The organism is Flavobacterium branchiarum (assembly GCF_030409845.1).
In the GTDB taxonomy this organism is placed as follows: Bacteria; Bacteroidota; Bacteroidia; order Flavobacteriales; family Flavobacteriaceae; genus Flavobacterium; species Flavobacterium branchiarum.
Map to the genome: position 1 here is coordinate 969,470 of NZ_JAUFQQ010000005.1, position 26,562 is coordinate 996,031.

The window sequence follows — 26,562 nt, forward strand, 5'->3', positions numbered from 1 at the left end:
CATACTTCATTCCATAAAAAAATCCCGATTTCTCGGGATTTTAGTTTTTTATTTCTCTCTAATATAAATATCGATTGGCACTCCTGCGAAGTCCCAGTTTTCTCTAATTTTATTTTCAAGATATCTCTTATATGGTTCTTTAACATATTGTGGCATGTTAGCAAAAAACACAAACTGAGGCGTTGGTGTTGGCAATTGCATACAATATTTAATTTTTACATATTTACCTTTTGTTGCTGGTGGTGGATATGCTTCGATAACCTTCAACATAAATTCATTGAACTTAGAAGTAGGTATTCTTTGTTGTCTGTTTTCGTAAACCTGAACTGTAGCTTCTAATGCTTTCAATAAACGTTGCTTAGTTAAAGCCGAAACGAACAAAATTGGCACATCTGTAAAAGGCATCAATTCTTTCTTGATTTTCTCTTCGTAATCACGTGTAGACATCGTATCTTTTTCTACTAAATCCCACTTGTTTACTAAGATTACAACCCCTTTACGGTTTTTTTCTGCCAACCAGAAAATACTCTGATCTTGACCTTCAAATCCACGAGTCGCATCAATAACCAAAATACAAATATCAGCATGCTCAATTGCTCTAACCGAACGCATTACTGAATAAAATTCTAAATCTTCCTTCACTTTAGCCTTACGACGGATTCCCGCTGTATCAACCAAGTTAAATTCAAAACCAAAACGGTCGAATTTAGTATCGATAGCATCACGAGTTGTTCCCGCAATGTCAGTTACCATAAAACGTTCTTTACCAATTAATGCATTGATAAAGCTTGATTTTCCAGCATTAGGACGTCCCACAACAGCAAAACGAGGCAAAACAACCTCTTCTTGAACTGGTTCTGGTTTTACTGGAAAAGACTCAATTAAAGCGTCTAATAAATCTCCAGTTCCACTTCCTGAAATACTTGCAAAAGTAAAATACTCCCCTAAACCAAGGTTATAAAACTCAATTGCATCTTTCTCACGCATTGCATTATCTACCTTGTTTACAGCCAATAAAACTGGCTTTGTAACTTTACGTAACAAACGAGCAACAATATCATCCATTGGAGTGATACCTTCTTCTACATCTACAACAAAAATAATTACATCGGCTTCATCAATCGCCAATTCTACTTGTTTGCGGATCTCTCCTTCGAATACGTCATCACTTCCGCGAACGTATCCTCCAGTATCAATTACAGAAAATTCTTTTCCGTTCCACTCGCTTTTACCATAGTTTCTATCTCTGGTAACACCAGAAACTGAATCTACAATAGCTTCTCTTCTTTGTATCAGCCTATTAAAAAGGGTTGATTTCCCTACATTAGGTCTTCCTACTATCGCAACTATATTATTCATTTTTTTTATTTTAAATTTCAATCCCAATAACTATCAGGATAGATTTTAGATTTCATTATAACTAAATCATATTCAGTTACAAACCCAAAATCCTGTATTTTAATTTTTTGCAAAGGTAGTCTTTTTTAGTTTGCCGTTAACAGTTTTAAAAAACTGCCTATTTTTGTTTCAAGTTTCAGGTTTAAAGTTCAAAAACTGAGACTGAAAACTGTGACTAAAATACCCTTCGACTCCGCTCAGGTTGACAACAAACTCTAGTTTCAGGTTTCAAGTTCAAAAACTGTGACTGAAAACTGTGACTAAAATACCCTTCGACTCCGCTCAGGTTGACAACAAACTCTAGTTTCAAGTTTCAGATTTCAAGTTCAAAAACTGAGACTGAAAACTGAGAACTGAGACTAAAAACTCTTTTTTACTGGTTATACCCGAAGCGTTTCAACATATTGGCATTACTTCTCCAGTTTTTATTCACTTTTACATATAGTTCAATGTGAATTTGTTTTCCAAAGAATTTCTCTAAATCTGCACGAGCTTCAGTTCCTACTTTCTTCAAAGCAGCACCTTTGTGTCCAATGATGATTCCTTTTTGAGTATCGCGTTCCACCATAATCAAAGAACGAATACGGATGATATTCTCATCTTCAAAAAATTCCTCCGTTACAATTTCTACTGCATATGGAATCTCTTTGCTGTAATTCAACAAGATTTTCTCACGAATCGTTTCATTAACAAAGAAACGTTCTGGCTTATCTGTAAGTTGGTCTTTAGGATAATATGCTGGTGATTCTGGTAATAATTCGATAATTCTACCAAAAACCTCTGGTACATTAAAATTCTGTAATGCCGAAATTGGAAAAATCTCTGCATTAGGAACCTTAGCTGTCCAGAAAGCTACTTGCTCTTCTAATTGTTCCTGATTTGAGTTATCAATTTTATTCAATAACAACAATACTGGAATTTTAGCATGGATGATTTTATTAAAGAAAGCTTCATCCTTAAGTTCCTGCTCCCCTATCTCAACCATATAAACTAGGATATCAGCATCCTCAAAAGCCGATTTTACAAAGTTCATCATCGATTCCTGCATTTCGTATGCTGGTTTGATGATTCCAGGAGTATCAGATAAGATTAACTGAAAATCTTCTCCGTTAACAATTCCTAGGATTCTATGACGTGTAGTTTGTGCTTTAGATGTAATGATTGACAATCGTTCTCCAACGAAAGCATTCATAAGTGTTGATTTTCCAACGTTTGGATTTCCGATAATGTTTACGAAACCTGCTTTATGTGACATTTGTGTTCTATTTATTCTGCAAAGGTAGTCATATCAAGCCAATACAGAAAATAAAAACATTTTTTTAATTTTTTGTTGAAATATCCAATAATTGGTTATACCTTTGCACCCGAAACAACGCGGGATAGAGCAGTAGGCAGCTCGTCGGGCTCATAACCCGAAGGTCACAGGTTCGAGTCCTGTTCCCGCTACTAAGAAAAACACCACTTGAAAAAGTTGGTGTTTTTTTCGTTTATAATACATTTTATTATGGAAGAATTTGGGATTAGTTTCAAAAGTTGTGTTTATGCAAAAATAAGATCAACACGAAAACCTGTGGAGTAGCAAGAATTTCTTTTGTCCGAATTTTTTTTAACCACAATCTTGTCTTTCTGACGAAGGAAGAATCTCCGCAAGAAACTAACGCTAAGTATTCTTAGATTGTAGAGCTACTAGGTGCGATTCTTCGTGCCTCAGAATGACAAGTTTGGGGTAATACAGGATTCTATGAAAAAAAACTGTTTTATGTTTACGGCTTGGTGAGATTTTTTGTCTCCCCACAGGTTTTCGTTTTGACTCAATAAAAGCAGATATAATATCTGAAAAAACTGATATTTAGAGGATATTTTTCTATCTTTGATTCTCATACTTTTTAACCCAAATGGCTTTATCTTTGAGCCTTCAGAAAATTGATACTCATTATGGAACAGAAAATACATCAGGGAAGAAACATAAAACGCTTCAGAGAAATGCTTGGTATCAAACAAGAGGCATTGGCTTATGATCTAGGGGAAGACTGGAATCAAAAGAAAATTTCTATGCTGGAGCAGAAAGATGTTATTGAAGATAATCTACTTAAACAAATTTCTAATTCATTGAAAATTCCTGTTGAAGCTTTTCAGAATTTTGATGAGGAGCAGGCAATAAACATTATTTCAAATAATTTTAACGACCAATCTAATGGTTACAACTATTATCCAACGTTTAATGTAAATCCAATAGAAAAATGGATAGAAGCTTTAGAGGAAATCAAACGTTTAAATTTAGAACTTTTGAGAACCAAGGATGAGCATATTTGGGCTTTAGAGAAATTATTAAAAGATAAATAAACTTAAAAGATATTAATTTAAGTAAAATTTGAATTGAGTATCAGATATGATTAACAAACTAATAAGTAAAGCTTCAGAGAAATCTGAAGCTTTTGTTATTCATAACACATTTTATTATGGAAGAATTTGTTGTGTTAATGTATTATTCTGAAAACTTACACTAAGTTATTTATAAAACTCTGTGGCCTTTGCATTTTTTAATCTCTAAATAAAAAACTTTTGCGTGCTTCACGTTTAAAATCTCACAACAATAAACCTATTCTGAATAATTTTCTTCAAAACATTCAATATTTTTATTTTATTTAGAACTAATATAAATAAACCTCTATATTTGCCGTTTTCATAGCAAATTAAAGTTCTTCTCAAAATTTACTTAATATTGCTTTCCAAGTAAATTTCATTTGATGAATAACAATACCAGTTTCGAATTAGAACTTTTTCATTCTTTTAAAGATGGAGACGAAACTGCGTTTAAGTTTTTCTATGATAAATATTTTAGAAGAATTAAGGCTTTTAGTGTTCAGTTTATCTATGATCAGGACGAAGCCGAAAATCTAGCTCAGGAAGCTTTACTACACTTATGGCAAAATCGGGAAAGCGTAGAATCTATAAATGGGATTCAGGCTTTTTTGTTTACGTATGCCAAATCAAAATGTTTGAACTTAATTCGTCACAATAAAGTGAAGGATAAATTCAAAAACGACTTCTTAAACTATAAAGAAAGAGAATTGGATATCGAGGTTCTAAATTCGATTCAGTTTGACACTTTAGAATTAACTGAATTAGAACGTTTAATTCAGGAATCTATAAATGATTTACCACCCAAAACAAGAGAAGTTTTTATAAAAAAACGCTTCGAGAATAAAAAAAATGCTGAAATAGCAGCTGAAATGAAAGTTACTCTAAAAGCTGTAGAAGCCCACATGACCAAGGCTTTAAAGATTTTAAAAACTAAATTATCTGATTATTTATTTCTTATTTTTATCCTTATTTATAATAATTAAGAATAAAAGGTAGGGTATTTTATTTCTGAAGTGTACTTACTACGGTGAGAAGTTTTAAAGCACAAATATGATATCGGAAATAATAAACAAATACCTTTCTAACGAAGCTTCAGAAGAAGAAATTCAAGCACTTTTTGAATGGATTGATGCTACTGAAGAAAATAGACAACAATTTTTAACAGCAAAGAAAGCTTTGGTTCTAACCACACTTTCTGAGGCTATATCAATTGAAACTGTTCCCGTAATCGAGATGAAACCCAAAAAGAAAAGCAGATGGTATTTGCAATACGCTGCTGCATTTTTAGTTTTTGTCGGATTAGGATCAGCTATTTTTTTGTTTAACAATAAATCTGAAACTCCAAAAGAAATTGTTCTAGAATTAGGCGACGGCCGTTTGGAATATTTTTCAGAAAAAAATCAGACAACGTTGTTAAATGACAAAGGTAATTTGGTTGCAAAAAAATTTCCGAATGAAATTATTTACTTTGGTAAAACTAAAAATCAAAACGTTATTTATAACACACTTTCTGTTCCTTACGGAAAACGTTTCAAACTTAAACTTTCAGATGGTACTGTTGTGAGTTTAAATTCTGGAACAACTTTTCGTTATCCAGAGCAATTTGGCGTTAACGGAAGTAGAATTGTTTATTTAACTGGTGAAGCATTTTTTGAAGTTGCCAAAGACAAAATGCATCCGTTTATCGTACATGCCAATCAGGCAGCTATTGAAGTTCTCGGAACTAAATTTAATGTGAGTGCTTATCCTGAGAATCCTTCTGTTAACGGTACATTAATTGAAGGAAGCATTAAAATGTCTGAAGCCGCTAATCCTACTAATGCAGTTCTTCTTGAGCCAAATCAAATGGCAACTTGGCAAAACAATACCAAAAAAATTGTCGTAAAAGAAGTTGACGCTGCCTTTTATACTGCTTGGACAAAAGGAGAACTTGCTTTTAAAGACACCCCATTTTCTACAATTGCCAAAATTATTCAGCGTACCTACGACGTTGAAATTGTCAATGAAAATTCTGACTTGGCCAGACAGAATTTTACTGGTACAATAAAAATCAGCGAATCGAGTGTTGAGAATATTTTAGACGTCTTAAAACGTGATACGCCATTTAACTATTCGATTAAGAAAAATACGATTACAATTACCAATATTCCAAACTAAATAAAACATGACTTTAATGATACCCAATAACTTAAGAAAAATTCTGTTTTTCTTAGCCCTCCTTATATCCGGTTTTAAAGGTTTTTCTCAGAATAAATTAATTACAATACATGCCAAAAAAAAACCTATAAGCTTTATTATCAAATCAATCGAAGATCAAACCGATTTTAGGATTATTTATAATGCCCGAAAAATAGATGCAGAACAATTAATCGATTTTGATATTAATAATGCGCCTTTAGAAACTGTTTTAAAGCAATTATTAAAGGATAAAAACATTTCGTATTACATTCAGAAAAAACAGGTTTTATTGACCAGCACTACACCTGAAACTTCAGATGTGGTAACTCCAGAAAATGAACGATTTATTACCGGAATTGTCTATAATGCAAAAGATAAATTACCTCTTCCGGGTGCGAGCGTTCGTATAAAAGGAATTGGAAACGGTGGAATGGGTGCAATTACTGACTTTAACGGAAAATTTGCTTATCAGCTAACAGGAAATGACATTCCGAATATTGTATTAGAAGTTAGCTTTTTAGGAATGCAATCGCAATCACAAAAAGCAGGTAACAAAAAACAATTTTCATTTTTCCTTGAAGAAGTTACAGATGAGTTAAATCAGGTAATTATCACTTCTTCTTATGGAACTACAAAATTAAAAGAAGAAATTGTAGGAAGTATTTCGACTTTGCAAGCTAAAGATATTGCTATTGAACAAGCATCCGAAAGTATAGATAAAATGGTAGCGGGGCAAATTGCCGGGGTTTTGATCGAAAATACTACGGGAGTTGGTGGTCCAGTTAAAATTAATATTCGTGGCCAGGGAAGCTTAACATCCTTGACAAACTCCAGAACTGGGACTTCGACTCAACCGCTTATTATTGTAGATGGATTGGTTATGAGTGAAGAAATAGGTATAGACGATTCTTTCTTTGATGGAAACGGAGATAGCTCTGAAAATTTCTCAAACCCTTTAATGAAAATTGCTCCAGAAAACATAGAAACTTTTACGGTATTAAAAGATGCTGCAGCTGTTGGTATTTATGGTGCCGATGGTGCAAATGGTGTTATTTTGATTACAACAAAAAAAGGTAAAAAAGGTAAAACACAATTTGGTTTCTCGAACCAATCTGGTATTTCGTCTGCAATGAATCAAATTAAGTACTTAAACGGAGAACAGTATAATGAAATTAGAAATGAATTTCAAAAAAGTAAAGTACCCGACTTTATAAATGTTCCTTACAACGGAGTAAATACAAATTGGTTCGATTTACTAAACAATGCAGGATATTTCAATAAATACAATTTTAATGTTTCTGGTGCCACATCAAAGTTTTCGTATCGTACAAATATTAGTTATTTAAAGATTGATGAGCCTCAAATGGGGAACAAAAGCAAACAATTAAATATGGGCATAAATTTAGGGTATCGTTCGGGTAAGTGGAATATTAATTTAATGCTAAATCCGAGTTATATTCAAAAAGATGCTCCAAATATATTTTACAATTTTGCCTACTTGCCAACTATTTCTCCTTATAATGCCGATGGTACTTACTCTAAAATTGGTTTAACCGGCATTAGCGGTGGTAACCCGTTAGCTGCAATTGCACAAAACAAAAACGAAACACAAACGTATGGTATTTTAGGAAGTATAAATCTTGGCTACCAAATCGCAAAAGGATTAAAATTCTCTTCATTATTCGGACTTGATTATACCGAAAAAGAACAAGATCGTTACTTTTCAGGTGAAAACGAAAGTGGCCAGTTTAACTCAAGTTTTATCCTAAATAAAATTAATTATCCGGGTTGGGGACGTCGATTAATTAATCAAAGAAATTCGACTAAATGGAACTGGCAGGGACAACTTTTATTTGATAAACAACTTAATGAAAATCATTCTATTGATGGTTTAGTGGGTATGGAATTATCAGAAGATAAAACCAATTTTGATTACGCATCTGGTGTTGGTTTTGTAAATCCAAATCAAATTCATGCCGTTTCCGAAGCGATTCGCGATGATAATCCAGACACGCCTACAATTGATGAAACAAAATCTAATCAAAATTATAAACACGAAATAAGTTATAATTCTAAAGTTTCTGCATTTGCACAAATTAATTATAATTATAAAAAACGTTACTATTTTTTAGCCAATTTCCGACGAGATCAAAGTTCAGTATTTGGTAACGATTCTGATGTTGCCAATAATGGTGGTGCTGGATTTAGCTGGATTACTAGCAATGAAAAATTTCTTAAATCTTCTTCCTGGATAGATTTACTTAAATTCAAAGTAAGTTACGGAACAACAGGGAATTCAAGAATTGGATCATATCGTTCAAAAGGATTGTATAAAATTGGTCAAAATGGCTATAATGGAGGACCTGAAGCCACTACAAATACTTCACCAAATGAAAACTTAGGCTGGGAAAAAAACACCAAGTTTAATATAGGTTTTGATTTTAATGTTTTTAATCGTGTAGAATTTTTATTAGAGTATTATTATGATAATTTAAGCAATCTAATTACAACTCGTGATATTCCTACAGAAACAGGCTATACCTCTGCACAGCTTAATGCTTCAAGTATGTACAATAAAGGTTTTGAGTTTACAACCCGAATAAAATGGATCAAAAGCGATCGTTTTAAATGGACGACTTCATTTAACATCTCTACTGTAAAAAATAAAGTTACAGAGCTAAAAGGTTTAGGAAGCGAATATTCTGTAGCAACATTGGCACTGGCTCAAAAATTGGGTTACAGCACGACTACTTTATGGGGAATTAATTGGGTTGGTGTAGATCCAGCAACAGGTAGAGATTTACTCGAAAAAAACGGAAAAATATACGATGCTGCAACTTATCGTTCTTTATATACAAATGCTGACTGGGTGCCTATTGGCGATAAACAAGCTGATGCCTACGGTGGTTTTAACAACAATTTTACGATTAACAAGAATATTGTATTATCGGTTAGAGGAAATTTCCAAATCGGCGGAGATTTCTTAGTACAGGATGTTTTCATTGATAAATATTCGAATACATTAAATCGAAATCTTTCTGTAAATGCATACGATCACTGGAGACAGCCGGGAGATCTTGTAGCTCAATCTTCTGTAAGTGGTTCACCAATCAATGCAAACTTGAGCAAATATATTTATGATGCTACTTTCTTAAAAATTAGTAACATTAATTTAAGTTATAATGTTCCGCTAAAAAATACTTTTCTGAATAATCTAACTGTTTTTGCTGATGCTTCAAATGTTTGGTATTGGTATAAAGAGAAAAGTCCAAAGGGATTAAATGGAATAAGAGAGTTTAATTATGCATATCCGCAAGCGAGAACAATCTCGATTGGAATGAACGCTAAATTTTAAGAATATGAAATACTTTAAATATATAACAATAGCTATCCTTATTTTTTTTGTACAAAGCTGTAGTGATTTTCTGGAACAGGAACCTGGTACACAAACCTCAATTGATGAACTTTTACAAAATAAAGAAGGGGTCTTTACAGCATTAAAAGGTCTTTACAGCCATGTAGAAGAAAATGTTAGAGGAGAACGTTTTGCTGCTTATGCTGATTTACAAGGAGGAAATTTAAAAATATCACCTTTTGATACTACCAACAAAGGAGAAACCGCAATTCCAAATGCCTTCAATCAGGTATATTCTTTTGACGACCAGGCAAATACTAGCAATTTTCAATCTTTTTATGATAAAAGTTATACCATCATAAATGAAGCAAACTTAATTCTAGAATATACTCCAAAATTAGAAGATGCAACAGTATCTGAACAAAATCAGATTATAGCCGAAGCCCTAACAATAAGAGCTTATGCACACTTTCTTTTATCCTTAATTTATGCTCAAAACTATGGATACACAACAAATGCTACACATTTAGGAATTGTGTACAATACGACCTCTATAAAAGGGGGCATTAAATATCCTGCCAGAGAAACTGTTGCCAACACTTACTCCTTAATTATTAATGATTTAAAGACGGCATTAATAAATTATTCTACTACACCCAGTTTAAAAGGCCCTGTTTCCTCCTATTTTAATAGCAACAGTGCAAAAGCTTTGCTTGCACGCGTTTACTTGTATAAAAAAGATTGGCAAAATGCTTATGATACAGCAAATGATGTCATAACAAATTCTGGTATAAGTTTAATGAGTTCTGAAAATCTTGTATCACAATGGGAAGAAACTGATTTACCCGTTTCTGAAATTTTACTTGAATTTTCGATTCCTAAAGATGATGCTGGAACTGCAGGAGGTACTATGGGAGCTTACTTTGGTTATACTACTTCTCCTCCTCCATCTTACACAATATCTAATACTGGAAGAAAATATGTAGCATCAAACGATTTACTGAATTTATACGAAACTAATGACATTCGTAAAAAACTATTTTTACCGTTGCAACTCTCAACCTTAATAGCAGGCAATCAAGTATTTATGCCGTATGATTTTACTAAAAAATTTCATGATAATGCCGGATACGTAGCATTTAGGCTCAGTGAAATGTATTTGATTCGTGCCGAAGCCGCTGCAGAGAGCAATAGACCCGATTTAGCTCTGGCTGATATTAACATCATAAGAGCCCGTGCCAATGCAACACTTTTAAACACTACAAACGATATTAAAAATAACATCCTTTTAGAGAGAAGAAAAGAATTGTGTTTTGAAGGGCATTTATTCTTTGATCTTGTACGTAATCAAACAGGCATTTTTAGAAATGATGGTTGTATCTCAAATGTATGCAGTATAAACTATCCGTCACCAAAATTTGTATTGCCTATACCTACTTTCAACATTAATCTTAATTCAAACTTAAAGCAAAATGAATCGTATTAAATTTACATCACTATTAAGTATTGCTGTGCTGGTATTATTTACAGCGTGTTCTAAAGACGATTATAGATTAGGCGGAGAAAACGTAGATCCATTTTTGAGATTTAACTTTACTACAAATAGTAATAATATTCCGCTCGAATATCCGGCTGTAAACACCAATTTAGTACCCAAAAATAGCTACGAAAATAAATCTATAAAAACCTTAAAAATACCTGTAGCCTTAACTGTATTTGGATTAAAAAATTCGGTTACAGCAAATTTTAAAACTACAACAACGGGAACAAGCGATAGCTATTCATTAAATCCAAAAAATACGCTTTCTTTTCAGCCTAATAAACTAACAGATACTATTTATGTATCTTTCGATAAAAGATGGAAAGAAAATCAAAGTATAACTTTAAAGTTAGAGAATACATCAGACCCAGAAATTCACATCGGAAATAGTAATACTGAAGCTGTCCATGATACTTTTACAATTAATTTAGGAACCATTTCAACCAACTACACCTTTCCTATCAGTAAAATTGATATAAAAGGGATAAAAGGAGAAATTATTGATTTTAAAGTTAATTTCCCTAATGGATTTTTCCCTTCAGAAATTGAAAATCTTGAAATATTTCAATTTCTTAACGGATTTGATTATGAGCTTACACATGACGATTATGGAAAAAGCCAAAGTTCTATAACCTATCACCTAAAATTATTAGAAGATATTCAGAATGATGATGTCTATTATGAAAGTACACTAACATTAAACAATTCAGAAAATTATCTGGCAACGGGAAATAAAATTTTACAAATTGTAAAAAACATTAAATCTCCAAGAGATGTTTTAGCCAATCCGGCTTCTAAATTCTACGATTTGTCTAATCAATTTTATCTTACATATGGTGAGAACTGGTTTGATAAAAGCGGAACTTGTGCATGGCAGGCTTTTAATGCCTTTACCTTTCCTGTTGTTGTAACAAAAGACAATCAAAATGCCATTCTGTATAGTGATAAAGGAACAACAAACCCAAATGACGATGTGTATCATGATGCATTTAAGATTGGATTTAATGTTGCCTCTGGAACCTCAACCACAAATTCATTCAATTTAAAAAGATGGTTTACAAACGAGAGTACAGCTGCTGCAAATTCACCGGGATTTAATATTACATCGGCTTTAGAATTTTTCCCTGACAATGGAAACAGTAAAACGAAAGGAAAAGTATTGGTAATACCTCAATATATTACTGTAGCAAGTACAACAAAAAATAGTCACACTATTGCCATCTCAGGCGATGGAACTTACAAAGAAATTAGTGCTGGTTTATTTGAAATTTCGTTCGAATTAAAACTTACAAATCAGGAATTATTTGGAGGAACTGCTACTTCTCAATACAGAATTTACAATAACAAAACCTATCCTAAACTAAGTCCAATAAATGAGCCTTGTGCTAAAGAAGTAAATCTGTAATTTCTAAAATCATAAAACAAGAATAAAAATAAAAAACAAAAACAATTGAAAAAACTAATCTTCCCTATTCTATTTTTACTAAGTTTAACGGCTTACAAAAGTATTGAAGATCCAGAATACATTGATGTAACAGAATTGCGAAAACTGTATTCCAACGGAGATTCATCAAAATGGCCAACTGCAGATTTACATGAAAATGTCGATAAATCTAAATTTCAAGATATTGGCGTACTTCCGGCTGTTCCATATCCTGCTTACAATCCGTATTCCAAGGAAAAAGAGAGTTTAGGAAAGATTTTGTTCTTTGATCCTAGATTATCCCAAAGTGGGCAAATTGCTTGTGCCTCCTGTCATAATCCCGAATTAGGCTGGACAGATAATTTAACCCGTTCTTTTGGTCATGACCGCCAAACGGGGAAACGAAATTCGATGACAATTATAAATTCGGCGTATGCCACTTCCCTATTTTGGGACGGACGCGCAAAAAGCTTAGAAGATCAAGCGCAATTTCCGGTTTCTGATCCTTTAGAAATGAATGAAAAACTAACGATTGCTGTTAATAAAATCGCTAAAATTAAAGGTTACAATAGTTTATTTACAGACGCTTTTGGAGATAAAAAAGTAACTTTAGAGCGCATTCAATATGCGATTGCCACTTTCGAAAGATCAATCAATAGTCCGAAAAGTAAATTTGATCAATTTGTAAGTGGAAAATCAGACATTTATACCGATCAACAGGTAAAAGGGCTGCATTTATTCAGAACCAAAGCACAATGCATCAATTGTCATAATACACCTTATTTTAGTGATAATGAGTTCCACAATGACGGACAGACTTTATTTGGAACAAAAAATGAAGATTTCGGACGTTACAATGTTACCAAAGATGTAAAAGATATTGGCAAATTCAGAACACCAACCTTACGTGAAGTTGCACAAACAAAACCTTGGATGCATCACGGTCATTTTCCAACATTATTGGATGTTGTTGAAATGTATAATTTAGGAAATCCATCTCCAGTTCAGAAAAAACATTTAGGAACTCCAAGAGATTCTTTGATTCCGAAAATAGATCCGATGCTTCGAAAATTGAATTTAAACAAGGAAGAAATTAGCGATTTACTGGCTTTTATCGAAACTTTAAGTACACCTACAAGAAGAATTATCACGCCACAAATGCCAAAATAATTAATCTTAAAAACACATATCAATAATCCTCAATAATCTGGTTAGATATTTGAATGCTTCCCGCTACAACAACAAAAGCTTCAGATTTCTCTGAAGCTTTTTGTTTAGACTACCTTGAAGTACTTTTCATTCATGAGCGGGATGCTTGTGCTACAAAGGATTTTTTACAACATATTTTTTTCTATCTTTGATTCTCATACTTTTAATCAAATGGCTTAATATTTGCCTTTAGAAATTTTATACTCATTATGGAACAGAAAATACATCAGGGAAGAAACATAAAACGCTTCAGAGAAATGCTTAGTATAAAGCAAGAGGCATTAGCTTATGATCTGGGTGAAGACTGGAATCAAAAGAAAATTTCTATGTTGGAACAGAAAGATATTATTGAGGATGATTTGCTTAAACAGATATCAGCAGTTCTAAAAATTCCAGTTGAAGCTTTTAAGAACTTCGATGAGGAGCAGGCAGTGAATATTATTTCGAATACATTTAATGTTGAAAAAGACGCATATATAGGAAACTCTAAACCCGTATTTAACATCAATTCATTGGAAGAATTAAAAAAACTTCATGAAGAAAAGATTGCTCTATACGAGCGCATGCTGAAAGAGAAAGATGAAATGATGAAAAAACTCGAGCAATTAATAAAATAGTTTCTAGAAGACATTATGTAAAATTCGAGTCTTCGCCGTGGCGAACTACTAAAAAAAAGCTTCAGATTTCTCTGAAGCTTTTTTTCGTTTAAACCTTTCTTTTACAGCTTTGTGTTCACGAGCGGGACGCTCGCGATCAATGTCATTAAGTTAAGGATTTCTTATATCGCATCTTTCTGATTTTTAAGAACTAATGGTCTTATTCTGTTTCTGTATTTTCCTGCTTCCCGTTTATTATTTCGATTTAATCGAATTGGAATTGTATTTTGAAGAAATAATTTTTCTAATTCTTTGAATACTTCTTCCAAAGGAGCTTCTTTAAAAAGTAATTCAAGAATTCGGTTTTTTAAAAACCCATAGGACAAATTTGTATTTACTTTATAATTTAATTTTGTGTTTTGATTTTTAACCTTTAATTCTTCTTCTAAATCGTTTACTATAATCGACTGTAGATTGCTGATAAATACTGCACAGAAAAAATCCTGCTCGATACTCATCTTTGAATACCCCGTGAAATATTCTACTTTCAATTTGTTTTTTAACTCATCATAAAAAGTCTCTATTCCCCATCTTAAAAAGTATAGTTCTTTAAATATAGCCGATGGGTAAATTTGACTATCCAATAAAGATGTCATTAAAATTTCAATTTCTTCTCCAGGTAAGTCAACTCGAACTAAACGAACTTTTACACTGGTAGTTTTATCATAATCTTTCCCTGTAAATAAGTGCTTTTCCTGTGGCAAAACATCAACAATTAAGGTTCTTTTCTCACTTGATATAAATGAACTTACGATCTTACTGTGATTTTTTTGAACTCTTATTAAATAATCAATTCCTGCCTTAATGTGCTCGTATTTAAAATCATAAGAAGGATATCCTCTATCATAAATTATTAAATCATTTTCCTTCCAATGCGACTTGTGACTTAAGGCTAACTCTCTTTCTCCAGTTTTAATATTTTCTAAAACTGAATCTAAAACTAAACGATTTAGCACATCATATAACACCGAGGATCTTGCCTGAACTATTGATGTATTGGTCTGATTTTTTGATTCTCCAAAAGCTATTTTTAATTGCTCAGTAAATGGGAGAGTTATCTTTGAACCATCAACGGCTAAAACTCTAAAATCCTTAAATAGTTTAATATTTTGATTGCCCTGTACATAATAATTATCTGTAATTATTGAGGATAAATAATTAAAAACCTCAGGTTTTATTTTTTTCCTTTTTTGAACAAAAGCACTCGATGTGAAACTTTCAACTTTCTGAAAGTGTAATTTTGAATTTAAGTAATCTAGAAAATTATTAATTTCGATAGCCATACTTTTTCTTAATAAATTCAACATAAATAATAAAACTTGATCAAAAGACTGTTTTCGTTTTCTACTAAAATCTTGTTTATTCACTTTATAATTGGATATTATTTCTTTACTAAAAATCTCTTCTCTCAATTTTTTAATTATTAAAATTGAATTCTTCTGCATATATAAAATCTGTTAAATTACAGATTAAATACAAGAAAATTAATACAATATAGCAAATTGCAAACATCTTAATTCCTTAAAAATAAAAACATTAACACCTTAACTTAATGACATTGCGTTCGCGCTAGCTGGGGAAAATGTAAATGTAGAAAATAGAAGAAAAAACAAGTTTTTTTTAGCATTTATTATATTTTACCCAAGTTTTATTATTCAGAATAAAACCTCAGGAAAGATATTTAAAATTTATCTTTAGGTTTTTTAAAACTATTTTTATTTTTATCAATTATTTCATTTAGCTCTTTTTCAGTAATCGTTTTATATTCTTTTATTTTTGGAATAGTAGGCTCTTTATCTAGATTTAAATCCAATTTTTTTATTCCAAAAACAACGTTTCTGACTTGCAATTCAAGAATTAATCCAGGTAAATTCCCATATCCACTAGGACCATAAGAAAGAGGTATTTTAGGACAATACCAAGCAATTACAGGAAACTGAAAAGTTCCTTTAGAATTGACAACTACCTTACTTGATGTTGCTTTATAACATATAAATCCCTCAATTTCTTTTGTTTCGTTGATCAATTCCCATTCATTAGATTCTTTTTTTAAAATATAATTACCAAATTCACCTCCTAAAACTGATAATGAACCCTCCTTATTTTGATAGACTTCACCTCTGTATCCTGAAAATAACTTTGCATAAAAATACCCCTGATCATCAAGACCAATAGCATTAATAATACTAAAAACAGATATTTCTTGATTAAAAATCAAAGCGAAATTTAAGTATTTAGCATTCTCAATTGCTTCTGCATAAGATGTTTTGAAACTGTTAGGTGCTTGAAGCTCTGCCGGCATTTCGATATTTATACCATATTCTATTCTACCATTTTGTATTTGAGCTACACTGATAAAACTAATAAACAGTGAAACAATATTTAATATTCTCATTCTCAACAATTTATTTTTAAAATGGCCCCTCGTTAAAGAAAGAACTCTTTTATTTTATCTATAATTTATTTCCCTGCCATACATCTTCCCCATTCCGAAGCGCCATAGAAATATACTTCCCATGGGTCTGAACCATGTTCTAATGCTAAATTTTCTGCAATTTCTTGTCGTAAATCACAGCTATCATAAACTAGTTGGGCAATGATTTTTACTTCCTTAATTTCTACATGATTCTTTGCATTGGTAACTGCGCTGAATCCTAGTGCAGCAATAGCAGTAAATAATAAATTTTTTATAAAAATGTTTTTTTTTTAGTTAATCCAAATTTTAGTACAAACAAATATTGCAAATAAAATTCACATTTGTTATTCGTAAAAGAATATTATATATCCGTTTTTAATTAATCCGAAAAGATTTATTTATATGTCAATAGGATTTAAGATAAAAAAACTTAGGGAGCAACGAAATGTTTCTCAATATTTATTAGCTAACGAATTGAATATATCACAAAGTGAATTATCAAAAATTGAAAGTAATCAGACAAAAAAAACTATTATTACGGCAGACATAGATTCGAGTCTTGTTCTCGCAAAAAAAAGTCTGAAAGATCTAAATCTTTCAGACTTTTTTTTGATTCAAAAATCTTTTTTACAGAAAAATAAGCTAAGCCTATTATTCTTACTTTGAAAACGAATCTTCTATGGTTTTAATTGTAATAAACATTTTCTTACTACTTGGTATCAATATAAAACCATAGTTTTCATAAAATGCAATAGCTGAATCATCTAATGGGTCTACTATTACTGCATAAAGTCCCATTTTTTCTGAAGCTTCTAAACATTTTTTTAGTGCATCAAACAATAATATTTCTCCAATTTTATTTCCTTGCTTGCTCTTGTCTACGGCAAGCCTACCAAGTAAAGCCGTTGGTATAGCATAGGATTTTGGTATTTTTTTTGTCAACTCTTCCGGAAATTCTGCCCACGGTATCGAATTATTTGTCAAAGTGTAAAACCCTATTACTTTTTTTTCATCTTCGTTTGCATCTGTTAAAACATAACAAACAGATAAATCTTTTCTGGCATCTTGTCCAGCTTGCTTTTGGAAATAATCATCTAATAATATATTTCCACAATTAAAATGTTTCTTTTCGTGATCCTTTGCAAGGACATTAATCATTAAATTCATTAGTTGTGACAAATTTAGAATGGTTCATTTGAGCCCTTTTAAGTTTATCATTAGCACGTGGGGGATTTAAAATCGCATCCATAAATATTTTCTTGTCCTCGTAAGTCTGTAAAACAATCTCATTTTCTTTAATGATCTTGTTTGCTTCAGTATTTGCACAATAAACAATAAATTCCGTTAAGTTTTTAAACCCTCTCAATGCTGAAGCATACTTAATTAACTCCTTTTGTTCTTTGCTAATACGAACATCTATTCGGTCGTTAATAATTGTTGACATAGTTTTTAGTGACTTTAGTGTTTTTCTATTTTCAGTGTTTTTTCTATTTTCAGTGTTTTTTCTATTTTCAGTGTTTTTTCTATTTTCAGTATTTTTTCTATTTTCAGTGTTTTTTCTATTTTCAGTGTTTTTTTATATTGTTTTCGTTTTGTCTTTCGACGTGTCATTTCCCTTATAATTCAACGCAATCATTTATATTACGCATTTTTTGAGTTAATTATTTTGACATTTGTACTCGACTTGTTTCCGAATTCTCCATTAAAGAAGACTAGACTTCATATTAGCCCTGCAAATGTACGTACATTTAGCGTACAAAAAAATATTTATTGGAATTATTTAATTAATCACATTAAATCTAAGCCACTAATCAAATAATAACTCTCTATAAACCGTTTAAATATTTGAGAGCTTCCCATTACTAAAACAAAGCTTCGGAGAAATCTAGAGCTTTTTTTGTTTACTTTTACTCGCGTCAAAATATATTTTTATAACAAAATATAGACCTAAAATAGTACCATCCTAAATAAGGCCGTTGGATAACTAATCATAGTTATAAAAAACATAACCATCTCAGTTCTTCAGAAAGAGTACTTTTGTATCCCTAAAAAGCCCCCAAATTATCGAACAAAAACTTTTAAAATGAAAAAAAAACTAATACCTACTTTATTTCTATTTACTGTTATAAATGTGTTTGGACAAATTACAACCGCTCCAAATTCTGACAATGAATCACCTTCTAATACAATAGTCACCAATAAGGTTATAAGTCCGCTTAAGAAAGTGCCATTAAACAAAGAATCAATTCTAATTTATGATTATGATGGTTCTATTTTTTCATATGATTTTGACACCGAAGATAACAATTGGACTGCAAAAGCTACTGATGCTCATACTGAAATGTGCGCAAACAAAGTAACCATACAAGATGGAGTTGTTTACATTCCGTTTATAAATGGTGAAATTATAGCAATAGACAACCTCAGCGGTGAGGCTTTTTGGAAATCAAGAATAGGTAACATTACAGATCAAATTGTTCTAAAGGATCAAACTCCAATTATAAGCAACGGAAAACTGTATATAACTGCTCAAAATCAAGATCAAACCAGTAACCTATACGCGCTTAATATAAAAGACGGCAGTTTATCATGGACTTACAAACTTGATGCTCCAACTAATGACATTCCGGTGCTGTATTTTGACAACAAAATATTTACCCAAAGCGCTTTAACTACATATAGTTTTGACGCAAATACAGGAAAAGTGCTTAGCCAAAAAAGTTTTGAAAAACCTATGACTGGAAAACCCGTAACAGATAGTGAAAATATATTTGTTGCTAACGATAAAGACATTCTTTTTGCCTTAAGCCCAAATAAACTGGATATTTTATGGCAATTTAAATTAGACGAAAGTCAAAAAAACATCAAGGAGCGTATATTTTACAAAGACGAGAATGTATATTTTGGCGCACAAGGTTCCAAAATTTCTTCTGTTTACGCTGTTAATTCAAAAACGGGAACGCAGCTATGGAAAACTGATTTTAAAGACGATTCTGTCGAATACATCACAGAGCATGATGATGAGCTTTGGGGATATACTCGTAAAGGAAAACTTTTTAAATTGGACTTGACCAATGGTGAAATAATATCTCAGATAAAATTGACAACCATTCCTGTTTCAAACATTGAATTTCCTGAAGATGATAACTTGTTTTATTATTATTGTGATGCTGGTTTAATTCAATACGATTTAAAAGAAAAAGAAGAAAACGTATATTATATGCGAACTTCTCTTAAGGACGATATTTATAGCGCTTATATAAAATTAGTTCGATAACAAGAAAGGAAAATTTCCAAATACTAAAACAAAGCTTTAGAGAAATCTGAAGCTTTTTACTTATATTTACTTTTCTGATTTTCTTTGCGTGCAAAGATTACAAATCAACTCTTTTAGTTTATTAAAGAAATTTGATTTAAAAATCATCCGTAAATCTCTTTAAATAACCGATGAAAAGTTATTAACAATTTAAGAGAGGAGGAAGAATCTTATTTGATACTTATTTGATAAATCAACGTATTTTTACACTAAACCCCTGTAAATACAAGCAATTCTTATTTGATGGTTATTTGATTATGGAGCTAAAAAAGTTAATAAACATAGTAAACGATTTGGTAAAACAACCTAACGAAAGTGAATGGGTTGAATTTAAATTAAATTATCATTCTGCTGAAGAAATAGGTGAACGCATATCAGCGTTAGCAAATGGAGCTTGTTTACACAATCAACCTTACGGTTATTTAATTTTTGGAGTGGAAGACAAAACACACAAAGTTATAGGGACAAGTTTCAAAATAAAATCGCATAAAAAAGGTGGAGAAGATTTAGAAAGTTGGTTAATTAATAGACTTGCTCCTAAAATTGATTTTAGAATGTATGAATTTGAATATCAAGAGGGAATCCGTATCTCTATGATTATAATTCCAAGTGCAGACAATCGACCAGTTGATTTTTTTCATGTATCATATATCAGAATTGCTAGTTATACACGAAAATTAAGTGAATTCCCCGAAAAAGAAGGGAAAATTTGGAGGAAAGCTCCAGACAAACCATTAGAAAATCTCATAGCTAAAGCAAATGTAACTTCTTCTGAAATAATTAGCTTACTTAATTCTCAAACTTACTTCGAATTATTAAAATTGCCCTATCCAAATACACAAGATGGCGTAATTGAAAAATTTATTTTAGAAAAGCTGATAAAAAAGAATAAAGATCACTACGACATTACCAAATTAGGGGCTATACTACTAGCTAAAAACTTAGAAGATTTTGATGAAATAGGCAGGAAAGCAGTTCGAGTGATTGTATATAAAGGAAAAAACAAAGTCGAAACTATAAGAGAACAGATAGGAAGAAGAGGATATGCTGTAGGTTTTGATGGATTAATTGACTGGATAAATGGACAATTGCCTGCAAATGAAGAAATAGGAAAAGCTTTCAGAAAAGAAACCAAAATGTATCCGGAAATTGCAATAAGAGAACTGGTCGCAAACGCTCTTATTCATCAGGATTTTAATGAAAAAGGGTTTCCTATGATAGAAATATTTTCCGATAGAATTGAAATTTCAAATCCTGGTCTACCACTTATCACTCCCCAACGTTTTATCGATGAATATATATCTCGAAATGAAAAATTAGCAGATATATTAAGAAGATTTGGAATATGCGAAGAAAAAGGAAGCGGTATTGATAAAGTAATTTTTTACAATGAAATGTATCAATTACCAGCCGTTGACTTTATTGTTTCAGAAAAAAGAACTAGAATTACAATGTTCAGCTACAAGGAACTTAACCATTTAGATAAAAAAGATAAAGTAAGAGCTTGCTACCAACATGCATGTTTACGCTACGTTTCAAATGACATAATGACTAACCAAAGTTTAAGGGAGCGTTTCCAAATTGAAGAGCAAAATTCTGCTATAGCATCAAGAATTATAAAAGAAACTATAAATGAAGATTTAATAAAAGATGACGACCCTTCGAGTAACTCTAGAAAATATAAAAAATATATTCCCTTTTGGGCATAAAATTATATATTGCTACTCTTAAAACGTTGGTATATATATAGAAACTAAAAATATTTTAGTCGTTAACGCGGATTAACAATCCGCGTCCACAGCATAAACCTTTCGGTCATTCTTAATCCAATTTTTACGCGTATAGATTTCAAATCTGCCAATTCTGTTACGGAGTTACTTAATGCGTTTTCTCCTTCGTCGAAAGGACTAGCTCCGAGTTAGTAATAAACTAGCTTTAAATCAGCGTTATTTTAGATTCATTTGATACAACATATCTAGCAAATCCATTTCGTCGTTAGGGAGAAGATCCAAAGCAATTTCGAGTAAAATTATTAGATCAATTGCCTTTTCAGTAGGATCATCCTGCTTAAGTAAACCAATGCTTGATTTTAGCAACGAAGAAATCATTAGAGATAATTCGCAATAAGAAGACGCTTTTATTGGCGTACTAAGCGAATTATCATTTTCGGAATCTGGTTTTAGTTTTGAAAAATAATTCATTTGACTCATTAATTCCAATACAGTTGCGACTTGTTCTTTTTGTTGTACTTCCATGATTTTAATTTATTAATAGTTTTATATTTTTTTTGAGCTCATTCATATTTCAGAATTATCATACAAATATAACAAAAAACGGTTATATATGACTTGATATATACGTTCCTGTTTTTTTAGCTACTTAATCATAATTTTCAAATCATTAATATTAAGTGATGAGAAAAACTGAAGTCCCTCAATCTGTTAAGGTTATCGGAAATAACATAAAAGAAATTATTAAAGAAAAAAAACTTAAAGTACGTAATGTGGCTCACGATGCAGATTTAGATATTGAAGCATTAAGAAGATATATGTTAGGTAAACAGATTATGGGTATTGATAAACTTATACGCATCGGTAAGGCTTTAAATGTTGAATTTTCAGAATTGTTTCGAAAAATATGATTTAATTGAAACTGTCATACAACAAAAAAAGCCTCAGATTTCTCTGAAGCTTTTTCATAATTAACTTTTCTAATGGTTTAGTTTCCTCTATAGGTTGAATATCCGAATGCCGAAAGCGTTATCGGAACGTGATAATGTTTCTGGTCATTAATTTGAAATACAACTTCGATAAACGGATAAAAACTCTCTACATTACTCTTTTTAAAATAATCACTTGTAAAAAAAGTCAGTTTATAAATTCCTTTATTAGACTTTTTAGCGTTTAAAAAATCTGTTATTCTTCCGTTCACATCCGTTTTTTTCTCCTCAACAAAAGACCATGTTTTCGTTTTTTCATTGTATTGTTCTAACTTGATAGAAACATCACTTACGGGCATTCCTTTTGAAACATCAAGAATGTGAGTCGAAAGTTGAAAACTGTTTTCTTGGGCAAACGCCAATGTTGAGAACATCATCAAGGTAAGAACTGCTAGTATTTTTTTCATTTTGTATGTTTTTAAGATTATATTTATTTATTTGTTATTCCGAGTTCTGTAATTTCTGCCGATCTAGCTATTAAATCATCATTTTCGGGGCTTCCGCCACCTGCTACTCCAACGCTTCCGATTACATTGCCTTGATACCAAATTGGTACGCCTCCGCTTAGTAATAACAATTCTGGAAGTGTATTTAAGTTTCTTGTATCAGGATTAGTTACTGCATTTCGTAGCAATGTAAGTGTTCCTGTTTTTGTAGATAAAGCCGTGTAAGCCTTTCTTCTTGATGCTTCTGTGTTATGCGGGCCAACTCCATCTGCACGCATAAGTAAGATGGTTGTTCCCGAAGCATCTAGTATTGCTATTGAAACTTTTTTATTTAATGATGTCGCCGTTTCGGTTACCTTCTTTGCTAACTCCAAGGCCGATTCTAAGGTTAAATTATCAACTGACTTAATGTATTTATTGATTGGCAATTGCGCTTTTTTCGCTTCTACTTTGGCTTGACCAAAACATACTGTCGAAAACAGCATGAGAAATAAACATAGGGTTTTCATATCAAATTTGTTTCAGCAAAGCTACTAGCTCTACTTTTTAAAAACGTTGTCCTATGTCAACGTTTTAGAGCTTCGATTTAATTCTGCTCAACGTAGAAGGCGATATTCCTAAATAGGAAGCCAACATTTTATTGGACACATTTAGCAATAATTCGGGTTGGTATTTCATGACCCATTTTACTTTATCCAGAGCATCAAAACCTTGAAATCCGTAAATTCTTTTTTGAGCCATTATAAATCCAAGCTCTAAAATTTCGGTGTATATTTTTGTAAACTGCGGTATTTCATCAACCAAATTATAAAAATCGGTTCTTGAAATGCGAAGTAATTCTGATTTCTGAATCGTTTGCAGATATTCTTCTGCTGGTTGCTGATCTATAAAACTGGGCAAAGCTGTTACAAAATTTCCTGCAAAGGCAAAGAATCTGGAGCTTTCGTTTCCGCCCTTTGAAGTGGTAAACAAGCGAACACCGCCTTTGTTTATAAAATAATAATGTTTTGATACTTGATTATAACTCAACAAAATTTCGTTTCTATTTGTCTTGATTAACTCAAAGCACGAACAAATCCTTTTTAGCGTTTGGTCATCTACAACTGTCTTACTTTTTATAAATTTCTCAAGAGTTGAATACATGAATCTATTAGTATTTATTCATCAAAAGTAGACAAAATAGCAATTGAATAAACGATGCCCCTTAGCCTTATTCCGTTCTTTTACACAATAAATCACAGGCTAAAACCTAATCTTCTAAACTATCCAATCTGAAAAACTAAAAATATTCAACAATTTATTACTCCAGAAGCGACTTATTTTAATTTTTTCCCTCTCTGTTGACAGCTTTTCAACCAACAAAACCATAGGATTATTCTTTAAAACGAAGAGATTTTAAAATATTTTTTATTTTTTTTGAAGTTGTTTTTTCAATGAAAATGGGATAAATCATTCCTGTTTTTTTTTCTAAAGAAGAAACAACCCATTATTAATCAAATAAATATATATTCATTAAATCAATTTGAAAATAATTGATAATTTCTCAATGTGCTATTTTCTGAATTTCTTCAAAAACTTTTTTTTCAGAACATGCTTGTATATGTAGAAATTAGTTGTAGTTTTGCACTCGCAATACGCAAGTAGGCCCGTTCGTCTATCGGTTAGGACGCATGGTTTTCATCCATGTAAGAGCGGTTCGATTCCGCTACGGGCTACTAAAGACAAAGCTTCAGAGAAATCTGAAGCTTTTTTGTTTTTCACCAATTTTTTACTGAATTGTAATCCCCAATTCTTCGTTCCTCTGAAGGACAAGATTGTGGTTAAAAAAAATTGAACAAAAAAATTCTTACTACTCCACCCGTTTTCGTATTGATCCAAAAAAATGCTCATTTTTTTGATTCTCCTTGTGGGCACGGATACTTCGTACAGCGGACTAATGAGTTTTTTCAATGTCTGATGAAGTACTACAAAGAAGAACGAAGCATTACTTTCTATGCCGACAAAATGAATTTGACTCCTAAATACCTAACGACTGCGATTCGTAAACAGACAAAAAAGTCAATATCTGAATGGATAACCGAAGCTGTTATTACTTATTCTAAATCTGTTTTAAAAACAACTGACAAGAGCATTCTAGAAATTACCGATTTACTTCACTTCTCTGATATTTCGCTTTTCTGTCGCTACTTTAAACGATATACCAATATGACTCCTACTGAATACAGAAAGTAAAACCGATGTTTCATTTGATTTTAATATAAAACAACAGCCATTCTGTGGTAGAATGGCTGTTGTTGATTCCTCTTTGTGGGCACAGAAAGAATTTCTGTACTACCGTTGTCTATATATCTGAGTGATCAGTATTTTTTTTGCCAAAAATGTAGTATCTCTTTAAATCATAAAAAAACCTCACACTTTGCACTGCCCCAAAAAAGTTAGACACTATTTGGGGCATTTTTTATGGAAAGAAAAGTCAAGTACAATTATGATTTCAAACTTCGAAGAGCAGAGGTTCATTATAAAAATTAATTGGTTTATCTTTAATTACTTTGCATACTCAATTAAATAATAATCTGAGTTTTTGATTTTTTTTTCTTTTCCAAAAATTTCATCAATTTCTTATTTAGCACTTTTATAACCTAATTCAACTGATTTTATCAAATGATACCTCGCTAAGTTTTTTGTTTTTGTGTCTAAATCTTTCAAAGATTTATTTTCAGATGACTCCACAAGTATAACATAAATATCAAAATGAGCTTGAGAATTATTATATTTATTTGCCATAATCAATGAATAATACAACAATTGTTTATAGTTTTCATTGATAATAAAATCTTGTGCTACTGAATTATATGCCATCTCGTCTCCTTTGCTAATAGCAAGATTTAGCAAACTATCACTCGCTTTTTTATTCTCAGTTATTTTTTCATGGTTTGGTCTTTCATCGTGGTCTTTCACTACTGAAGGTTTAATAATTGTATATTCCTTTTTTTCATTACATGAAAGAATTAAAAAAGTTAAACACACACTTAAATAAATAGATATATTTTTCATTTTTTTTTATCTTGTCAATCCAGTTCTTATTTGAGACATCATTTTTACTGTTTGTAAATCTGTTTTTTTGGCCTACTTGTTTACCGTTGATAAAAGTTAAATAACCTCCATCATTTCTAAAATTATCAATTTTTGTAATTTGAGGAACACCATCTCTCCATCCATAATTCACAAAACCACCAAGCTGTGCGAAGCCTCCCGACTTTGTACCCAATCCTATTTGCTACTACAATTTAAAACTATGACTCTGCAACACCATATTCTCATATCGCAAATAAAACTACGGATTTTTTACATTAAACACTTTTTAACAGTTTATTAAATTATAATTTTAGTTGTTGTGATAGTCAATTGAAACGGGTGCAAAGTCTTGAGACTTCGCAGCTGGGAGCATCTCACCTAGCAGTCCGACAATATAGAAATACTTTGTATTAATTTCTTACAGAGATTCTTCGTTCCTCAGAAAGACAAGATTGTGGTTAAAAAAA

24 protein-coding genes and 2 tRNA genes are annotated in these 26,562 nt (G+C 31.6%); 15 read left to right on the forward strand and 11 right to left on the reverse strand.

Annotated features, from left to right (window positions below):
- Positions 1–48: 48 nt before the first annotated feature.
- Complete coding sequence (gene der, locus QWY99_RS16170; RefSeq protein WP_290266611.1) at positions 49–1,359, reverse strand: ribosome biogenesis GTPase Der; 1,311 nt, start codon at positions 1,357–1,359, stop codon at positions 49–51.
- Between the two features lie 412 nt (positions 1,360–1,771).
- Positions 1,772–2,653 (reverse strand): GTPase Era, encoded by an 882-nt coding sequence (gene era / locus QWY99_RS16175; protein WP_129537395.1) that lies wholly within the window; start codon positions 2,651–2,653, stop codon positions 1,772–1,774.
- A gap of 118 nt (positions 2,654–2,771) precedes the next feature.
- Between era and QWY99_RS16180 the strand changes: the two genes are divergently transcribed.
- From QWY99_RS16180 to QWY99_RS16220, 9 genes are all read left to right on the forward strand, one after another.
- Positions 2,772–2,844, forward strand: a tRNA-Met gene (locus QWY99_RS16180).
- Between the two features lie 489 nt (positions 2,845–3,333).
- Positions 3,334–3,741: a helix-turn-helix domain-containing protein gene (locus tag QWY99_RS16185; protein ID WP_290266613.1), complete on the forward strand. Its 408-nt coding sequence runs from the start codon at positions 3,334–3,336 to the stop codon at positions 3,739–3,741.
- 404 nt (positions 3,742–4,145) lie between these two features.
- Positions 4,146–4,745 carry an RNA polymerase sigma-70 factor gene (locus QWY99_RS16190; protein WP_290266614.1) on the forward strand — a complete coding sequence of 200 codons (600 nt, stop codon included), beginning with the start codon at positions 4,146–4,148 and terminating at the stop codon, positions 4,743–4,745.
- 67 nt (positions 4,746–4,812) lie between these two features.
- Positions 4,813–5,919: a FecR family protein gene (locus QWY99_RS16195; RefSeq protein WP_290266615.1), complete on the forward strand. Its 1,107-nt coding sequence runs from the start codon at positions 4,813–4,815 to the stop codon at positions 5,917–5,919.
- A 16-nt stretch (positions 5,920–5,935) separates the two neighbouring features.
- On the forward strand, positions 5,936–9,295 hold the full coding sequence (locus QWY99_RS16200; protein WP_290266616.1) for a SusC/RagA family TonB-linked outer membrane protein: 3,360 nt from the start codon (positions 5,936–5,938) through the stop codon (positions 9,293–9,295).
- Positions 9,296–9,299: 4 nt separating this feature from the next.
- The gene (locus QWY99_RS16205; protein WP_290266618.1) at positions 9,300–10,781 is read left to right on the forward strand and encodes a RagB/SusD family nutrient uptake outer membrane protein; all 1,482 of its coding nucleotides are present in this window, start codon (positions 9,300–9,302) and stop codon (positions 10,779–10,781) included.
- Positions 10,768–12,240: a hypothetical protein gene (locus tag QWY99_RS16210; protein WP_290266619.1), complete on the forward strand. Its 1,473-nt coding sequence runs from the start codon at positions 10,768–10,770 to the stop codon at positions 12,238–12,240. Before QWY99_RS16205 ends, QWY99_RS16210 begins: the two co-directional genes overlap by 14 nt.
- Positions 12,241–12,285: 45 nt before the next feature.
- The gene (locus tag QWY99_RS16215; RefSeq protein ID WP_290266620.1) at positions 12,286–13,428 is read left to right on the forward strand and encodes a cytochrome-c peroxidase; all 1,143 of its coding nucleotides are present in this window, start codon (positions 12,286–12,288) and stop codon (positions 13,426–13,428) included.
- 248 nt (positions 13,429–13,676) lie between these two features.
- Positions 13,677–14,084 (forward strand): helix-turn-helix domain-containing protein, encoded by a 408-nt coding sequence (locus QWY99_RS16220; protein ID WP_290266621.1) that lies wholly within the window; start codon positions 13,677–13,679, stop codon positions 14,082–14,084.
- 161 nt (positions 14,085–14,245) lie between these two features.
- On the opposite strand, the gene QWY99_RS16225 is transcribed toward QWY99_RS16220, so the two are convergent.
- Both QWY99_RS16225 and QWY99_RS16230 read right to left on the reverse strand, forming a co-directional pair.
- Positions 14,246–15,568, reverse strand: a complete 1,323-nt coding sequence (locus QWY99_RS16225) for an IS4 family transposase (protein WP_290266622.1) — start codon at positions 15,566–15,568, stop codon at positions 14,246–14,248.
- A gap of 236 nt (positions 15,569–15,804) precedes the next feature.
- Positions 15,805–16,518, reverse strand: coding sequence for a GLPGLI family protein (locus tag QWY99_RS16230; protein ID WP_290266623.1), 714 nt, complete (start codon positions 16,516–16,518; stop codon positions 15,805–15,807).
- 423 nt (positions 16,519–16,941) lie between these two features.
- Here QWY99_RS16230 and QWY99_RS22280 point away from each other — a divergent pair, with 423 nt between their 5' ends.
- Positions 16,942–17,205: a helix-turn-helix domain-containing protein gene (locus QWY99_RS22280; RefSeq protein WP_353960584.1), complete on the forward strand. Its 264-nt coding sequence runs from the start codon at positions 16,942–16,944 to the stop codon at positions 17,203–17,205.
- On the opposite strand, the gene QWY99_RS16235 is transcribed toward QWY99_RS22280, so the two are convergent.
- On the reverse strand, positions 17,197–17,706 hold the full coding sequence (locus tag QWY99_RS16235) for a GNAT family N-acetyltransferase (protein WP_290266624.1): 510 nt from the start codon (positions 17,704–17,706) through the stop codon (positions 17,197–17,199). The genes QWY99_RS22280 and QWY99_RS16235 overlap by 9 nt on opposite strands.
- A complete protein-coding gene (locus QWY99_RS16240; RefSeq protein WP_290266625.1) occupies positions 17,690–17,983 on the reverse strand; it encodes a type II toxin-antitoxin system TacA family antitoxin in 294 nt (97 codons plus the stop codon). Before QWY99_RS16240 ends, QWY99_RS16235 begins: the two co-directional genes overlap by 17 nt.
- A gap of 639 nt (positions 17,984–18,622) precedes the next feature.
- Here QWY99_RS16240 and QWY99_RS16245 point away from each other — a divergent pair.
- On the forward strand, positions 18,623–19,816 hold the full coding sequence (locus QWY99_RS16245) for an outer membrane protein assembly factor BamB family protein (protein ID WP_290266626.1): 1,194 nt from the start codon (positions 18,623–18,625) through the stop codon (positions 19,814–19,816).
- A 296-nt stretch (positions 19,817–20,112) separates the two neighbouring features.
- A complete protein-coding gene (locus QWY99_RS16250; RefSeq protein ID WP_290266628.1) occupies positions 20,113–21,564 on the forward strand; it encodes an ATP-binding protein in 1,452 nt (483 codons plus the stop codon).
- A 237-nt stretch (positions 21,565–21,801) separates the two neighbouring features.
- On the opposite strand, the gene QWY99_RS16255 is transcribed toward QWY99_RS16250, so the two are convergent.
- Positions 21,802–22,110, reverse strand: a complete 309-nt coding sequence (locus QWY99_RS16255) for a hypothetical protein (RefSeq protein ID WP_290266629.1) — start codon at positions 22,108–22,110, stop codon at positions 21,802–21,804.
- Between the two features lie 158 nt (positions 22,111–22,268).
- On the opposite strand from QWY99_RS16255, the gene QWY99_RS16260 reads away from it, so the two are divergent.
- Positions 22,269–22,496: a helix-turn-helix domain-containing protein gene (locus QWY99_RS16260; protein ID WP_290266631.1), complete on the forward strand. Its 228-nt coding sequence runs from the start codon at positions 22,269–22,271 to the stop codon at positions 22,494–22,496.
- A 77-nt stretch (positions 22,497–22,573) separates the two neighbouring features.
- Here QWY99_RS16260 and uraH read toward each other — a convergent pair whose 3' ends face one another.
- The 3 genes from uraH to QWY99_RS16275 all read right to left on the reverse strand — a co-directional run bounded on the left by uraH (position 22,574) and on the right by QWY99_RS16275 (position 24,163).
- Positions 22,574–22,981, reverse strand: a complete 408-nt coding sequence (gene uraH, locus QWY99_RS16265) for a hydroxyisourate hydrolase (protein ID WP_290266633.1) — start codon at positions 22,979–22,981, stop codon at positions 22,574–22,576.
- Positions 22,982–23,004: 23 nt separating this feature from the next.
- Positions 23,005–23,529, reverse strand: a complete 525-nt coding sequence (locus QWY99_RS16270) for a GlcG/HbpS family heme-binding protein (protein ID WP_290266634.1) — start codon at positions 23,527–23,529, stop codon at positions 23,005–23,007.
- A gap of 64 nt (positions 23,530–23,593) precedes the next feature.
- The gene (locus QWY99_RS16275; protein ID WP_290266636.1) at positions 23,594–24,163 is read right to left on the reverse strand and encodes a Crp/Fnr family transcriptional regulator; all 570 of its coding nucleotides are present in this window, start codon (positions 24,161–24,163) and stop codon (positions 23,594–23,596) included.
- A gap of 500 nt (positions 24,164–24,663) precedes the next feature.
- On the opposite strand from QWY99_RS16275, the gene QWY99_RS16280 reads away from it, so the two are divergent.
- Both QWY99_RS16280 and QWY99_RS16285 read left to right on the forward strand, forming a co-directional pair.
- Positions 24,664–24,735 (forward strand) — tRNA-Glu (locus tag QWY99_RS16280).
- A 115-nt stretch (positions 24,736–24,850) separates the two neighbouring features.
- A complete protein-coding gene (locus QWY99_RS16285) occupies positions 24,851–25,252 on the forward strand; it encodes a helix-turn-helix domain-containing protein (protein WP_290266638.1) in 402 nt (133 codons plus the stop codon).
- A 387-nt stretch (positions 25,253–25,639) separates the two neighbouring features.
- On the opposite strand, the gene QWY99_RS16290 is transcribed toward QWY99_RS16285, so the two are convergent.
- A complete protein-coding gene (locus QWY99_RS16290; protein WP_290266639.1) occupies positions 25,640–26,074 on the reverse strand; it encodes a hypothetical protein in 435 nt (144 codons plus the stop codon).
- Positions 26,075–26,562 lie beyond the last annotated feature (488 nt).